This is a genomic window from Anoxybacillus amylolyticus (genome assembly GCF_001634285.1).
In the GTDB taxonomy this organism is placed as follows: Bacteria; Bacillota; Bacilli; order Bacillales; family Anoxybacillaceae; genus Anoxybacteroides; species Anoxybacteroides amylolyticum.
In genome coordinates, this window is the sequence record NZ_CP015438.1 from 1,343,131 (window position 1) to 1,359,507 (window position 16,377).

Annotated in this window: 15 protein-coding genes; all 15 read left to right on the top strand. The window is 43.5% G+C overall.

The features are described from left to right. The first annotated feature begins 57 nt into the window (after positions 1–57). Entirely contained in the window at positions 58–570 is a 513-nt protein-coding gene (locus GFC30_RS06905; protein ID WP_066323552.1) for a YceD family protein, read from the top strand. A 54-nt stretch (positions 571–624) separates the two neighbouring features. Next, positions 625–798 (top strand): 50S ribosomal protein L32, encoded by a 174-nt coding sequence (rpmF, locus tag GFC30_RS06910; RefSeq protein WP_066323554.1) that lies wholly within the window; start codon positions 625–627, stop codon positions 796–798. A 98-nt stretch (positions 799–896) separates the two neighbouring features. Beyond that, a complete protein-coding gene (locus GFC30_RS06915; protein ID WP_066323557.1) occupies positions 897–1,661 on the top strand; it encodes an enoyl-CoA hydratase/isomerase family protein in 765 nt (254 codons plus the stop codon). 67 nt (positions 1,662–1,728) lie between these two features. Then, entirely contained in the window at positions 1,729–2,313 is a 585-nt protein-coding gene (locus GFC30_RS06920) for an RsfA family transcriptional regulator (RefSeq protein WP_066323563.1), read from the top strand. A 102-nt stretch (positions 2,314–2,415) separates the two neighbouring features. After that, complete coding sequence (locus tag GFC30_RS06925) at positions 2,416–3,306, top strand: 2-dehydropantoate 2-reductase (protein WP_338012312.1); 891 nt, start codon at positions 2,416–2,418, stop codon at positions 3,304–3,306. Beyond that, the gene (locus GFC30_RS06930; RefSeq protein ID WP_066323564.1) at positions 3,299–3,682 is read left to right on the top strand and encodes a DUF3397 domain-containing protein; all 384 of its coding nucleotides are present in this window, start codon (positions 3,299–3,301) and stop codon (positions 3,680–3,682) included. The genes GFC30_RS06925 and GFC30_RS06930 overlap by 8 nt, the downstream gene beginning before the upstream one ends. Positions 3,683–3,762: 80 nt before the next feature. Further along, positions 3,763–5,385: a bacillithiol biosynthesis cysteine-adding enzyme BshC gene (gene bshC / locus GFC30_RS06935; protein WP_066323566.1), complete on the top strand. Its 1,623-nt coding sequence runs from the start codon at positions 3,763–3,765 to the stop codon at positions 5,383–5,385. Between the two features lie 263 nt (positions 5,386–5,648). Next, complete coding sequence (gene rsmH / locus GFC30_RS06940) at positions 5,649–6,578, top strand: 16S rRNA (cytosine(1402)-N(4))-methyltransferase RsmH (protein ID WP_066323569.1); 930 nt, start codon at positions 5,649–5,651, stop codon at positions 6,576–6,578. Between the two features lie 17 nt (positions 6,579–6,595). Next, positions 6,596–6,949: a cell division protein FtsL gene (ftsL, locus tag GFC30_RS06945; protein ID WP_066323571.1), complete on the top strand. Its 354-nt coding sequence runs from the start codon at positions 6,596–6,598 to the stop codon at positions 6,947–6,949. Between the two features lie 6 nt (positions 6,950–6,955). Continuing rightward, positions 6,956–9,178, top strand: coding sequence for a penicillin-binding protein (locus GFC30_RS06950; RefSeq protein WP_066323574.1), 2,223 nt, complete (start codon positions 6,956–6,958; stop codon positions 9,176–9,178). Between the two features lie 83 nt (positions 9,179–9,261). Then, a complete protein-coding gene (locus tag GFC30_RS06955; RefSeq protein ID WP_066323576.1) occupies positions 9,262–11,205 on the top strand; it encodes a stage V sporulation protein D in 1,944 nt (647 codons plus the stop codon). Between the two features lie 83 nt (positions 11,206–11,288). Next, positions 11,289–12,761: a UDP-N-acetylmuramoyl-L-alanyl-D-glutamate--2,6-diaminopimelate ligase gene (locus tag GFC30_RS06960; protein WP_066327214.1), complete on the top strand. Its 1,473-nt coding sequence runs from the start codon at positions 11,289–11,291 to the stop codon at positions 12,759–12,761. Positions 12,762–12,873: 112 nt separating this feature from the next. Then, positions 12,874–13,848, top strand: a complete 975-nt coding sequence (mraY, locus tag GFC30_RS06965) for a phospho-N-acetylmuramoyl-pentapeptide-transferase (RefSeq protein WP_066323578.1) — start codon at positions 12,874–12,876, stop codon at positions 13,846–13,848. After that, on the top strand, positions 13,849–15,204 hold the full coding sequence (gene murD / locus GFC30_RS06970) for a UDP-N-acetylmuramoyl-L-alanine--D-glutamate ligase (protein ID WP_066323581.1): 1,356 nt from the start codon (positions 13,849–13,851) through the stop codon (positions 15,202–15,204). It begins immediately after the preceding gene. A gap of 32 nt (positions 15,205–15,236) precedes the next feature. Then, a complete protein-coding gene (spoVE, locus tag GFC30_RS06975) occupies positions 15,237–16,337 on the top strand; it encodes a stage V sporulation protein E (protein ID WP_066323584.1) in 1,101 nt (366 codons plus the stop codon). Positions 16,338–16,377 lie beyond the last annotated feature (40 nt).

Genomic DNA, 16,377 nt, shown 5'->3' on the forward strand with positions numbered 1-16,377 from the left:
ATTGACAAACGAAAAAACGCACCGTATAATTTTCTTTGTTGCCTTGAGGTGATTTTTATGAAATGGTCGATTCATCAGCTTCATCAGTTGCAGGCAAAGGGGCTGGCAATTGAAGAAACTGTCGATGTGTCTGACTTAAAACAAATCGACAAACTCATTCGCGATATTTCCCCTATCCATGTTGAAGGAAGGGCAGATATTAGCGCGACGAAATTCACGTTTCATTTAACGATTGAAGGGACGATGGTCTTGCCTTGTTCCCGGACGTTAGTGGATGTTTCTTATCCGTTTACGATTCAAACGACGGAGACGTTTTTTTTAAACGACTATGATGTGGATCCAGACGAAGATACGCATCTTGTGCAAGGAGACTCGATTGACTTATTGCCGATTGTCAAAGAACTTGTGCTGCTAGAAATTCCGATGCAAGTATTTGCGGAACAACCGGCTGAAGGCGGTGCGCCACAAGCAGGAGTCGGTTGGGAAGTTATTACGGAGGAGCAGCTGAAAGAAAAAATCGATCCTCGTCTGGCTGGATTAGCGAAGTTTTTTGAACAAAAAGAGGAATAAACCGGATGCTCCGGCTTTCCTAAGATGTGAAATCCTGTTAAGGAGGTGGAAATAATGGCTGTACCTTTTAGAAGAACATCAAAAACGAAAAAAAGAATGCGTCGCACACACTTCAAATTGCAAGTTCCTGGCATGGTAGAATGCCCAAATTGCGGTGAAATGAAATTAGCTCACCGCGTATGCAAAGCTTGCGGAACTTACAAAGGAAAAGACGTTGTGAACAAATAATGAAAAAGCGAGCGTGAGGAAACTTCCTTACGCTCGCTTTTTGTTAGAAGGAAAATGAACAAGAACAGCCAACATATATAGGGAGGGAGGGTTAGAAAATGAGTTCAGTGTTATTGGAACGAGATTATGATGGCATTGTTTGGTTTACGATTAATCGACCAGAAAAACGAAACGCGATTAATGATGAGGTGATGGATGCGCTACAAGATACGATTCGGCTCGTAGAAGAAAATGATAAAGTGAAAGTGCTTGTCATTACCGGAGCCGGCGATCAGGCGTTTTGCTCGGGAGGCGATTTAAGCGAATTTCACCATCTGCATACGAAAGAAGAAGCGTATCGCATGTTGTCGAAAATGGGCACTATTTTATATTCGTTGTTAACGCTTTCTAAGCCGACGGTTGCTTTATTAAATGGGATGGCGGTCGGCGGTGGTTGCGAGCTGGCAACTGCTTGCGACTTTCGATATGCTAAACAAGGCATTAAAGCGGGGTTTATCCAAGGGACGTTAGGCATTACAACCGGCTGGGGCGGAGCAAGCATGTTGTTTGAAAAATTGCCATATGCGTATGCACTCGACCTTTTATTGCGAGCCGAGCGGGTGCCGATTGAAAAAATGGTGGAGTATGGATGGGTTCATGCGTTGCTTACAGAAGAAAATAGAAAAGAACAGTGTCGTAAGCTGCTCTCTCCGTATTTAGCTCAATCGGTGCCTGTACTTCGTTCATATAAACAGTATGCCGTGAAAAAATGGAAGACAGACGAGTTTCGCACCAAATTTTTCGCGGAAATCGAGCAATGTGCCGTTCTTTGGGAGTCGGAGGAACATGAAGAAGCAGTGCGAACTTTTTTAAATCGAAAATGACTTTCCTCTTCTATCTTTTCTACTAGTCGCATACATATAGTGAAAAAAGCGACTGGGGGGAAGGGAAATGACGAATGTGCGCCAAGATGCATGGACACAAGACGAAGATTTATTGTTAGCGGAGGTAGTGTTGCGTCATATTCGTGAAGGTGGGACGCAGCTGCAAGCGTTTGAAGAAGTAGGGAGACGTCTGTCGCGCACCGCAGCTGCTTGTGGCTTTCGCTGGAATTCGTATGTACGGAAACAGTATCAAGAAGCGATTGAATTGGCGAAAAAGCAGCGGAAAGAAAAACGGAAACATGAAAAAGCGCCGCAAAAAGAAGAGCGAGAAGGAGAACAAGCAAAAGTGACGTGGCAAGACGTCATTGCCTTTTTGCAATCATCTCAGCAATCGTTTACTCATTACCAGCATGTTGCGGATGAAAATCGGGCACTAAAACGGGATATGGAACAACTGCAACAAATGGTCACAAAGCTACAAATGGAAAAAGAGCATCTTCAAAAAGAGTTGAACACGATGAAGGAAGATTACCAAACGCTTATTGGCATTATGGAACGCGCGCGCAAAATGGTTGTTCTCGAGGAAGAACAAGCGAAAAAAATGAAATTCCAAATGGATCGGAACGGAAATCTTGAAAAACTAGAAAAATAACGAGCCAGCTGGTCGATTTCGATCAGCTTTTTCTATTAACGGACAGATGAGAAATTTGGTAAAATAGGCGCAAGGGCTGTTTCGGAGAAAGTGGGGAAGTTGATGATGAGAATAGGTATCATTGGCGGTGGAGCGATTGGGCTTTTACTCGCTGCTTATTTATCGCCGCATTTTGAAGTGACCGTTTATACGCGGCGGCAAGGACAGGCCAACCGGTTAAACGAGCAACAATTGCGCTTTTGCAAACAAGGGACGGAACAACGTATCCACGTTCGTGCTGCGTTGTTTGGCGAACAAGCAGCGCAGGAGGACATATTATTTATTACGGTGAAACAATACGATCTTTCCGCTGTACTTTCGCAGCTGAAAAACGTGCCTTCTACTACAACGTTACTATTTTTGCAAAACGGAATGAGCCATCTTCGACTATTGTCCCAATGGAAAGAGCAAAACATTGTATTAGGAGTCGTTGAACACGGAGCGCTGAAACATGATGATCGTACAGTGGAACATACCGGGATGGGAAAAATGACGCTTTCTTTGTTTCAAGGAAGACTCGGACAAGTCGAGAAGTTATTAGATGGGAAAATTCCCCATTTCCCAATTGAATATACAGACGATTGGCGGACGATGGTAACGAACAAATTAGTCGTCAATGCGGTTATTAATCCGTTGACGGCCATTTTGCGCATCCAAAATGGTGAACTGGTTCGCGTTCCAGAATATATGGAAATGATGAAACAATTGTTTGCCGAAGTTTGCGAATCGCTAGCGTTATCGAACAGAGAAAGCGCATGGCAGCGCATTGTAGCCATTTGTGAGAAAACAGCAGCTAATTGCTCGTCGATGCTATCAGATATCAAGCATAGGCGAAAAACGGAAATAGAAGCGATTTTAGGCTATGTGCTTGAGGAAGGAAAAAAAAGAGGGGTAGCAACCTCGCTTTGCCAGTTTTTATTTTATGCGGTGAAAGGAATGGAGAAGCATGGGTAACATTGTTGCACATATAACTGCAGCGTTCGTGACACTTCCAATATTGGCGTTTTTGGTTATCTATTTCATCGCAAGAAAATGGACAAGGAAAAAGAAAAAATCGTTTTATGTGGCGATTAATGTGTCGACATTCTTTTTTATTGTAGCTGTCCATTTTTTTATCGTGGCGATTTGGGGAAAATCGTATTTTTCAGTCATGCTTATTAGTTTGCTTTTGCTTCACTTAGTATTTGTTATTGGATATTGGAAGAAAAAAGGGGACATACATATTCCAACGATTTTTCGCTTATTTTGGCGATTTAGTTTTCTTTTGTTTTTCTTTCTTTACGTAGGACTGCTTAGTTACGGGATTTTCATGCGAGTGACGAATCTGTAAGCGCATATTTTTTCATTTTCCGATGGAAGCGTGGTATAATCAGGAAAGACCATTATGAACGAGAAAGGAAGTTTTTTCAGATGGAGATAGGTGAAATCGATTTAGGGGCAACGAATCCGCTAGCCACTGACTATATGGCAGGGACGTTTTCAGTCGAAAAAGGGTTTTCATATAACTTAAAAACGAACGATGTGTTTTCGCAAAGAGCGCGTGACATTCGCGAACGAATATACCCGCGACAATTGCTCGTCGACCATTTGCTTACGTATCATAAAACGTTGCAAGCGAGCCAAAAAACGTTTGCAAACATTCAAAAACTAGCAAATCAGGAAAGCGTAGTCGTCATCGGCGGGCAGCAAGCCGGGCTGTTGACTGGTCCTCTCTATACGATTTATAAAATCATATCGATTATTCAGCTTGCGAAAGAACAAGAAGCGCAACTTGGTGTACCAGTTATCCCAGTCTTTTGGATTGCTGGAGAAGACCACGATATAGCGGAAATTGACCACGTATACATCGCGGAAAATGGAATGATTCAGAAACGGACGTACCCGCATGGCATTCGGGAGAAGCGCATGGCTTCAGAATGTATCATCGACCGAGCATTGTGTAAGAAGTGGTTAAGAGAAGTCGTAGAAACATATGGGGAAACAGAAACGACGAATGATCTGCTTCGCTTTTTCGACGATTGCTTAGAGCAAGCAGCGACGTTTGTCGATTTTTTTGCGGCGATTGTGCTTCGGTTGTTTGCCAAAGAAGGGTTAGTAGTGGTGGATGCTGCTCATCGAGAATTGCGAACGATAGAGAGCGAATTTTTTGCTTCGCTCATTACACGCCATCAAGATGTGACGAACGCGGTGCTTTTACAGCAAGAGCGACTAGCAGAACTCGGGTATCAAAAAGCGATTAGGATCAACTCGTTGTGTGCCAATCTTTTTTACTATGATGGAAAAGAGCGGTGGCTGCTAGAGTATGAGGAAGGAAAGTTCTACAACAAAAAAGGCGGCATTCAGTTTTCACAAGAAGAACTATTATTGCTGGCGCAAACAGAACCACACAAATTAAGCAGCAACGTCGTCACGCGACCGTTAATGCAAGAATATTTATTTCCGACGCTTGCGTTTATTGCTGGTCCTGGGGAGATTGCGTATTGGGCTGAACTGAAAGAAGCGTTTCCGCTGTTCGGCTACACGATGCCCCCAGTCGTTCCACGCTTTACTATCACATTAGTGGAGCGCTCGATTCAAACGGATTTGCAAGAATTAGGACTGACGGTAGAACAAGTATTACAAGGAAAAGTGGATGCGGCGAAAGCGGAATGGAGAAGCCGGCAAATCAACTATCCGCTCGATGAAATGGTTCTAGCTGCAAAAGCGAGAGTGGAAGAAGTTCATCGACCGTTGCGAGAAATCGGCATGGAAATCGATCGCGGGTTAGCGAATGTTTTGACGAAAAATGCCGCTTTCCTTCAGGCACAAATCGATTTCCTTCACCAAACGTTGCAACGGGCGATCGAGAGAAAATATGACGTAGAGTGGAGAAAGTTTGCCCGCATCGAAACGTCGTTATGGCCGAATAAAGCGCCTCAAGAGCGGGTTTGGAACGTTTTCTATTATATAAATAAATACGGGTTTGATTTTCTGCCTCGCCTCACACAGCTTCGTTACGAATGGAACAATTTGCATAAAATTGTATATGTATAACAGAAAACGTCGAACGAAAAATCCTGTATTATACAGGATTTTTTTTGGGGAACGAGAATAGTACAGAAAGAATAAAACTATGGGAATAAAAGTAAAATAAATGTTCATTTTGACGGATAGAATCATCAGACGAAAAACGACAAAATAAAACAGAACAAGACGATTTTTTACAGAAAACACCTAAAAATTTGTTTAATTTTGTTGTATAATAAATGAACAGCACACATAGAAGGACAGACAACACGAAAAAAGGTGGTGAGACGGTGTTTCAACATACGACAGTCTTATTAAAAGAAACCGTAGATGGATTGCAAATAAAGCCTGACGGCGTTTACGTCGATTGTACACTTGGCGGCGGAGGGCATAGCGAATATTTGCTTTCAAAGCTTTCTAAAGGGCGATTATTTGCCTTTGACCAAGATGAGGTAGCGATTGAGCATGCGAAACAAAAACTAGCACGCTACGAGCAGCAAGTGACGTTCATTAAAAGCAATTTTCGTTTTTTAGCTGCAAAACTAGCGGAATATGGCGTTCATGAAGTGGACGGCATTTTGTTTGACCTCGGTGTTTCTTCGCCGCAATTAGATACGCCAGAACGAGGCTTCAGCTATCATCACAATGCGCCGCTCGATATGCGGATGAATCGCGACGAGCCGTTAACGGCATACGATATTGTCAATACGTGGTCATATGAGAAGCTCGTACATATTTTCTTTCATTATGGGGAAGAAAAGTTTTCAAAACAAGTAGCTCGAAAAATTGAAGCGGCACGAAAACAACAACCGATTGAAACAACGGGAGAACTTGTTGAATTGATTAAAGAAGCGATTCCAGCACCAGCTCGAAGAAGCGGTGGACATCCAGCAAAACGGATTTTTCAGGCGATTCGAATTGCGGTGAACGATGAACTACAGGCGTTTCAAGAGGCGATTGAGCAAGCCATTGATTTATTAGCACCGGGAGGAAGAATTAGCGTTATTACATTCCATTCTTTAGAAGACCGCATTTGCAAAGTGACTTTTAAAGAAGCAAGTGAAGGACCAAAACTACCTCCGGGGTTGCCAATGATTCCTGAGCAGTACAAGCCAAAGTTAAAACTTATTACGAAAAAGCCAATCGTTCCATCGGAAGAGGAACTCGCGACAAACAATCGCGCTCGCTCTGCGAAATTGCGCATCGCGGAAAAATTGTAGAAGAGGGAGGGAAATATGTGAGCAATACAGCAGTTAAAATTCAAGAGAAACAGCGCCAGCAGCCGTCTGTTCGTCCGAAAATCAAACGAAAACGGAAATTTCGTTTGACGTTAGCAGAGAAGCTTCTTTTCGTTTCATTCTTTTTATTCGCTGTGTACGCATCTGTTCAAATCGTTTCCAACCAAGTTTCCATTTATCAAGTAAATAAACATATTCAACAACTAGAAGGGGCGATTGACGGACAAAAAAAACATAACAACGAGTTATACGTCGAAGTTCAGCAATTAAGCACGTATGAGCGCATTTTAGAAAAGGCGAAGGAACTAGGACTATCGTTAAACGAAAATAACGTAAAAGTTGTACAGGAATGATGGGCGATGAATGAGAAAAAGCATAAAAATACGCATAAAGGAGCAGTCATTCTGTTTTGGATATTTGGTCTGCTCTTTTTTGTGTTAATGTTTCGGTTTGCGCAAATTCAAGCAACTGGCAAGGCGGACGGAAAAGTGTTGGCGATTGAAGCCGAAAGACAATATGAAAAAAAACAAACGCTTGCCGCGAAGCGAGGAGCGATTTTCGACCGCAGTGGAGAAGTGTTAGCGGAAGACACCCCGTCTTATACGTTAATGGCTGTGCTTGACCCAAAAATGACGATCGATCCAAATGATCCGAAACACGTCGTCGATCCAGAGAAAACAGCAGAAAAGCTTGCTCCACTTTTACATATGGATGTTCACGAAGTGGAACGAATTTTAACAAAAAAAGCAAAGCAAGTAGAATTTGGATTGAATGGACGTGGTATTAGCTATGAATTGAAACAAAAAATTGAAGCATTGAAACTCCCAGGCATTGGATTTATTCGGGATACGAAGCGATTTTATCCGAACGGTACGTTTGCTTCATATGTCATTGGGTATGCACAAAAACAAGAAGTAAGTAGCGACAAAGCGAAGACCATTGGCATGATGGGGATTGAGAAAAGTTTGGATCGTTATTTACAAGAAAAGAATGGATACGTGGTGTTTGAACGCGATAAAGATGGTTTTCGGCTACCAGATACGAAAGAAAAAATCGTTCCACCAGATAATGGAGATGAAGTGTATTTAACAATCGACCAAAAAATTCAAACGTTTTTAGAAGATGCGATGAATCAAGTGGAAAAACAGTACAAGCCGAAAAAAATTATTGCCATTGTTACGAACCCAAAAACGGGCGAAATTTTAGCGATGGGGACAAGGCCAAGCTTCGACCCAAATAAGCGCAACATTACGAACTATTTAAATGACGCTATTTCATACCCTTACGAACCAGGCTCGACGATGAAAATGTTTACGCTCGCAGCAGCCATTAACGAAGGAGTTTATAATGGCAATGAACTGTATCGTTCCGGTTCCTATCGAGTAGGGGCAAATGTCATTCGCGACCATAACAAAGTAGGGTGGGGAACGATTACGTTTAACGAAGGGGTGCAGCGTTCCTCCAACGTAGCTTTTGCGAAGTTAGTGAAAGAAAAATTGGGCGAAGACCGCTTTTTGCAATATTTATACCGGTTTCACTTTAATGTAAAAACAGGAATTGATTTGCCTGGAGAAGCGCTTGGTAATATTTTATATCGCTATCCGATTGAAAAATTAACGACGGCATTTGGACAAGGAACGTCCGTAACGCCAATTCAGCAAATTCAAGCGGCAACCGCGATAGCGAATGGTGGGAAAATGATGAAGCCGTATGTTGTCGACCGCATTGTCGACCCCGATACGAATAAAGTAATTGTGCAACATCACCCAGAAGTCGTAGGTGAACCGATTACAAAAGAAACAGCGCAAAAAGTATTAGATATACTAGAAACGGTTGTAACGTCGGAGAAAGGGACAGGGCGTCCGTACCAAATTGAAGGATACCGAGTGGCCGGAAAGACAGGGACCGCGCAAATTCCTTCCCCGAAAGGCGGTTATTTAACTGGTTATGAAAACTACATTTTTTCGTTTTTAGGAATGGCGCCAAAAGAAAATCCGCAACTATTAATGTACGTTGCTGTTCAGCAACCGAAATTGTCCCCGACGGAAACGGGGTCAGCACCTGTTTCACTCATTTTTAATACGGTGATGAAAAATAGTTTACAATATTTAAACATTCGTCCTTCCGTTGAAAAACAAGAGAAATCGCTTGATAACAAAGGAATTGAATTGCCAACCTATGTTGGACAAACGGTCGATGCGGCGGGGAAAGATGCGAAAGCAAGAGGGCTATTGCCTGTTGTCATTGGTAATGGTACAAAGGTAGAAGCGCAGCTCCCTGTTGCAGGAGAGAAAGTAATTGGTGGCGAACGAATTCTTTTACAAACAAATGGAACAGTGGGCATGCCAGATTTGCGAGGCTGGTCGCTGCGTGATGCGTTAAAAGCATGTGAATTGCTTGGTCTGAAGCCTAGCATTAAAGGAAGCGGGTACGTCGTAGCACAAAGCATTCGACCGCGAAGCAGTGTGAGGGAAGGGGATTATGTCATTCTAGAGCTAGCGGAACCATCGAAATGGCAAGAGGAGATTACTCAAGAACAAACATCGCAAACGAACAAAGAAGAGAAAAGCCCTGTCGATTGAAGTGGGAAACCAGGGGGCGTTCTATAAAAACAAGTACAAGCATATAGTGGAACGAGCCTATTTACGAGGGAGGTTCCATTTATATGCGCGTGTCTAACGTAACGGTGCGCAAACGTCTTGCCATCGTATTGTTTATTGGGGTGCTTATTTTTGCGATTATCGATATCCGGTTAGGATATGTGCAACTAATTCTTGGGGATGTGCTTGCTCAAAAGGCGAAAGACTCGTGGAGTCGGAACATTCCGTTTGAGCCGAAACGGGGAGAAATTTTAGATAGGAATGGTGTGCCGCTGGCGACGAATATGAGCGCTCCGACCGTGTACGTTATGCCTAGACAAGTTGAAAATCCGGCCGATACAGCAAAAAAGTTAGCAAAGGCACTCAACATGTCGGTGGAAGAAGTATATAAATACATTACGAAGCAAACGCTCATCGTACGTATTCCACAAGGACGGAAAATCTCGAATGAGAAAGCAAAAGAAATTCGTTCTCTTGATTTAAAAGGAGTATATATTGCAGAAGATACGAAACGATATTACCCATTCGGAAGCTACTTATCGCATGTACTTGGATTTACAGGGATTGATAATCAAGGATTAACAGGGTTAGAGTTATATTATGATAAAGAGTTGAAGGGACAAAAAGGGTCGGTTGAGTTTTATTCGGATGCAAAAGGAAAGCGAATGCCAAATCTTGCCGATCATTACACCCCACCAACAGATGGATTGAATTTAAAACTAACGATTGATTCACGTATTCAAACGATTGTCGAGCGGGAATTAGATATTGCCGAAGCAACATATCATCCGGATGGAATGATTGCCATTGCTATGGATCCAAATACAGGGGAAATATTAGCGATGTCGAGTCGTCCAACGTTTGACCCAGCAAATTATCGCAACGTCCCATCAGAAATTTACAATCGTAATTTGCCAGTATGGAGCACATATGAGCCAGGGTCAACGTTTAAAATTATTACGTTAGCAGCAGCGCTCGAAGAGAAAAAAGTCAATTTACTAAAAGATCATTTTTACGATCCAGGATATGTGAAAGTAGCAGGAGTAACGTTACGTTGCTGGAAAAAAGGTGGACACGGAAGCGAAACATTTTTAGAAGTCGTCCAAAACTCGTGCAACCCTGGGTTTGTTGAGTTAGGAGAGCGGTTAGGGAAAGAAAAGCTGTTTCATTATATTAAATCGTTCGGATTCGGTGCGAAAACGGGCATTGATTTGCAAGGGGAAGGAACAGGGATTTTATTCGATACAAAACGGGTTGGACCTGTGGAATTAGCAACGACTGCGTTCGGCCAAGGAGTTTCCGTGACACCGATTCAGCAAGTGTCAGCCGTAGCAGCAGCGATTAACGGTGGGGTATTGTACACCCCATATATTGCGAAAGAATGGGTCGACCCAGAAACGGGGGAAGTCATTAGCCGTAATACACCGAAAGCGAAGCGACGTGTTATTTCCGAGGAAACGTCCAAGCAAGTTCGGTTTGCATTAGAAAGCGTTGTGGCACAAGGAACAGGGAAAGGGGCATTTGTGGAAGGGTACCGTGTCGGCGGAAAAACTGGAACGGCACAAAAAGCACAAGGGGGTCGCTATTTAAAAGATAACTATATTGTGTCATTTATTGGTTTTGCCCCAGCCGATGATCCGAAATTAGTGGTTTATGTAGCAGTCGACCATCCGAAAGGAACGGTGCAATTTGGCGGGGTGGTAGCTGCACCAATTGTCGGGAAAATTATGGAAGACAGCTTGCGTACGCTCGGGATCAAACCGCGCAAAGGACAATTGGAGAAAGAGCGGGCATGGAATGATCCGAAAATGGTCGAAGTTCCGAATTTAGAAGGTTTAACAAAAAAAGACTTGCAAGAGCAACTTTTTAACTTAAAATTAGATGTTAGTGGCGATGGCGAAGTCGTCATTGACCAAGCACCGAAAGCAGGCGTCAAAGTGAAGGAAGGGTCAACGATTCGCATTTTGTTAGGACCGAAAGCGAGTGGCGAAACTAGTCGCAATCAATAAGGGGGCTTACAACCCCTTCTTTTCCGTTTTTGTAGGGATTGTTTCTCTGTGAAAAGAGAACTTACATGAGAGGGATGAACATGATGAAGTTACAAACGTTGCTTTCTTATTTGCATGATTTTACGATATATAGCGGAGAAAATCCGACAATTACATCCATTGAAATGGATTCACGAAAAGTAACGAAAGGTGCGTTATTTATTTGTATCAAAGGATTTACAGTGGACGGGCATGCATTTGCTTCACAAGCAGTTGCAAACGGAGCAGTAGCGGTGATTGCTGAACGCTATGTCAATGTTCCCGTTCCTGTCATTCTCGTTCGCGACAGCAAACGGGCAATGGCGGTATTAGCAGATGCGTTTTACGGACAACCAACGCATAAGCTGCACTTGATCGGGGTTACAGGAACAAATGGAAAAACGACGACAACGCATCTTATTGAACAAATCTTTCGTAAAGCCAAGAAGAAAACAGGGTTAATTGGTACGCTCTATACAAAAATTGGCGATGAAACGTACGAAGTGCAAAATACAACCCCCGAATCGCTCGTGCTACAAAAAACGTTTAAGCAAATGGTTGATGCCGGTGTCGATGTGGCGATGATGGAAGTGTCGTCCCATGCGCTTCATATGGGGCGTGTTCACGGCTGTGATTATGATGTGGCAGTATTTACGAATTTAACGCAAGACCATTTAGACTATCATCAAACGATGGAAGAGTATCGGTTGGCAAAAGGGCTTTTGTTTGCACAGCTTGGTAACCGCTTTGATCATACGCGTCCGAAATTCGCTGTATTGAACAACGACGATTCGTCTTCTGAACAATATAAAAGAATGACTGCCGCTACGATTATTACGTACGGAATAGAAACCGAAAGCGATATTATGGCGAAAGCGATTGATATCACCCCAAGTGGGATGGTGTTTACGATCGTGACACCGACAGAAGAAGCGCAAATGCAAACAAAGCTCATCGGGCGGTTCAACGTGTATAATATATTAGCCGCAACGGCTGCTAGTCTTGCATCAGGCGTTTCACTGTCGACCATTGTTGAAGCGATAGGAGAAATCCAAGGGGTACCAGGGCGGTTTGAAACGGTCGATGAAGGGCAAAACTTTACAGTAATCGTTGATTATGCACATACGCCAGATAGCTTAGAAAATGTATTAAAAACGATTCGCGAATTTGCCAAGCGCAATGTATATGTCGTCGTTGGCTGCGGCGGCGACCGTGATCGCACGAAACGACCGATAATGGCGCAAATTGCGGTTCAATATGCTGATGTGGCAATTTTTACTTCAGATAACCCTCGCTCGGAGCAACCAGAGGCGATTTTGCAAGACATGGAAGACGGCGTAAGAGGGCAATCGTATGTGTCGATTGTCGACCGCAAAGAGGCGATTCGCTATGCGATTCACCAGGCGCAAGCAGGTGACGTTATTTTAATCGCAGGAAAAGGGCATGAAACGTACCAAATTATTGGGGAACAAGTGTTGCACTTTGATGACAGACTTGTTGCCCGCGAAGCGATAAAGGAGCGAGAGGTATCATGTTAGGGGGGAGCTGCCATCATATTGCGAAAAATGGCACATATGATATATCGTTAATAAACGAACGACAATGGCATATATCGTTTCGTTCTCAGAGGGAAGAAGGAAGTGAATCATCATGACAGAGCAAGTAATACTCGTTTCCATTGCAACAGCGTTTTTTATTACGGTCGTATTATCTCCACTTTTCATTCCGTTTCTGCGGAGGTTAAAATTCGGTCAAAGCATCCGAGAAGAAGGACCGAAATCACATCAAAAAAAATCTGGCACGCCAACGATGGGCGGAATCATGATTTTATTGTCGATTGTCGTGACGACATGGTTAATGACGAAAAAGTATTCGCATATAACAGTAGAAACGTATTTACTTTTATTCGTGACAATTGGATACGGACTGCTCGGTTTTCTTGACGATTTTATTAAAGTAGTGATGAAGCGGAACCTTGGATTAACGAGCAAACAAAAACTAGTAGGACAATTAATCATCGCTGTTATTTTTTATTTTGTGTATCGTCAAGAGCATTTTTCAACGGTACTACATATTCCAGGGACGAACGTGTCGTTCGATTTAGGCATTGGCTATCTTCTGTTAATGCTTGTGATGCTTGTCGGCGGCTCTAATGCGGTCAATTTAACCGACGGGCTTGACGGTTTGTTATCAGGAACAGCAGCAATTGCGTTTGGAGCTTACGCTGTATTGGCATGGAATCAACAACAGTATGATGTTGCGATTTTCAGCGTTGCCGTTGTTGGAGCAGTGCTTGGCTTCCTCGTTTTTAACGCTCATCCTGCGAAAGTGTTTATGGGGGATACAGGATCGCTAGCGTTAGGGGGAGCGATTGCAACAGTGGCCATGCTGACAAAGTTAGAATTATTGCTCGTCATTATTGGCGGGGTGTTTGTCATCGAAACGTTATCGGTGATTATTCAAGTCATTTCATTTAAAACAACAGGAAAACGAGTGTTTCGCATGAGTCCGCTTCACCATCATTATGAACTAATCGGTTGGTCGGAATGGCGAGTCGTCGTCACTTTTTGGGCGGTTGGCTTGCTGTTTGCGATACTCGGAATCTATATCGAGGTGTGGATGTAATTGAAACATGTAGCAACGTATCAAGGAAAACGTGTACTCGTCGTTGGGCTAGCAAAAAGTGGGTTGGCTGCGGCACAACTGCTTCACCAACTCGGAGCAATTGTGACTGTCAATGACCAAAAGCCGAAAGAAGAAAATGAAGCGGCACAAATGTTGGAGCAAAAAGGAATTTGTGTCGTCTGCGGTGGGCATCCGCTTGAGTTGCTGGATGAACCGTTCGATTTGATTGTCAAAAATCCAGGCATTCCATACAAAAACCCACTCATCGCCAAAGCAATGGAAAAAGGGCTACCGATTATGACCGAAGTAGAACTTGCCTATGAAATTAGCGAAGCGCCATTTATCGGTATTACTGGTTCGAATGGCAAAACGACAACGACGACATTAATTTACGAAATGCTAAAAGAAGGAAATAAGAAGCCGCTCATTGCTGGGAACATCGGGACGGTTGCTTGTGAAGTGGCACAAACGGCTGCCGAAGACAATTGGATCGTCGCAGAGCTTTCTTCGTTCCAACTAATGGGCATTCAAACATTTCGGCCGCACATCGCGGTGTTATTAAACATATTCGATGCACATTTGGATTATCACGGAACGAAAGAAGCGTACGCACAAGCGAAAGGAAATTTGTTTAAAAATCAAACTGAAAGCGATTATGCAGTAGTGAACGCGGACGATGAATGGGTAAGAAAGCTAGCGGATTTATCCAAAGCGAAAAAAATATGGTTTTCCACTACAACGCCATTGTCGTCCGGCGCTTATGTTCGAGAGAACGCCCTTTATTGGAACGATGAAAAAATAATCAATCTATCCGATATTGCTTTGCCTGGAAAGCATAACGTGGAAAATATTTTAGCTGCGTTGTCAGCTGCCAAGCTAGTCGGTGTAGATAACGACGCAATCGTTCGTGTGTTGACGTCGTTTACGGGCGTTAAACATCGTTTGCAGTACGTCGGAACGGTGAATGGAAGAAAGTTTTTTAACGACTCAAAAGCAACGAATATATTAGCAACGCAAAAAGCGCTAGCGGCGTTTACTGACCAGCCAGTCATCCTTTTGGCTGGTGGATTAGATCGCGGCAACGAGTTTGATGCCCTTATTCCGTATTTGCGTCATGTAAAAGCAATCGTTTTATTTGGCCAAACGGCACCAAAATTAGAACGGGTTGCGAAAGAAGCAGGAATAGAAATGGTTTGTCATGTCGATAATGTGGAAAAAGCTGTGCCCGCTGCCTATGAACTATCTGCGCCTGGTGATGTCATTTTGTTATCGCCAGCTTGTGCAAGCTGGGATCAATACAAAACTTTTGAGCAGCGAGGGGACATTTTTGTCCAAGCGGTGCATATGCTGAAATAGACAAACTGTTCATAAAGCTGAGGTGGTGGGCATTGCCACAAAAAAAATCTGCGCCTGATGTATTGCTCCTTTTTCTTACGTTCTCGTTGCTTGCAATCGGGCTCATTATGGTATATAGCGCCAGTGCGGTGTGGGCGGAATACAAATTTCACGATCCGTTTTTCTTTGCGAAACGACAGCTATTGTTTGCTGGTGTTGGCGTTGTTGCGATGTTTTTCATTATGAATGTCGATTACTGGGTATGGCGGGATTGGGCGAAAACGTTTCTCATCATTTGTTTCATTCTTCTCGCTCTCGTGCTCATTCCAGGCGTCGGAATGGTGCGCAATGGGTCACGAAGCTGGATTGGTGTTGGGGCGTTTTCGATTCAGCCATCGGAATTTATGAAGTTGGCGATGATCGCGTTTTTGGCTAAATATTTATCGGAACATCAAAAAGCGATAACATCGTTTAAACAAGGATTGCTTCCTTCGCTGGCGCTCGTGTTTTCCGCCTTTGGCATGATTATGTTGCAGCCTGATTTAGGAACGGGAACAGTGATGGTCGGTACGTGTATCGCTATGATTTTTGTCGCCGGTGCTCGCATTAGCCATTTTGTTGGGCTTGGCATGATTGGCGTAGCTGGGTTTGCGGCGCTCGTGTTATCTGCTCCGTATCGTATGAAACGAATTACGTCGTTTTTAAATCCATGGGAAGACCCGCTTGGCAGCGGCTTTCAAATTATTCAATCGCTATATGCAATTGGTCCAGGTGGCTTGCTTGGATTAGGATTAGGGCAAAGCAGGCAAAAGTTTTTTTATTTGCCAGAGCCACAAACTGACTTTATTTTTGCCATTTTAGCAGAAGAGCTTGGATTTATTGGTGGTTCACTCGTCATCTTATTGTTCAGTCTACTTCTTTGGCGTGGGGTGCGTATCGCCTTTGGTGCGCCGGATCTATACGGCAGTTTTTTAGCGGTCGGCATTATCGCGATGGTTGCCATTCAAGTAATGATTAATATTGGTGTCGTGACAGGGCTTATGCCAGTCACAGGCATTACGCTGCCGTTTTTAAGCTACGGAGGGTCGTCATTGACGCTCATGTTGATGGCAATCGGTGTGTTGTTAAACATTAGTAAGCATGCGCGTTACTAAAGAGAAGGGGACGGTTCTTCCAAAGACCTGCCCCTCTCGT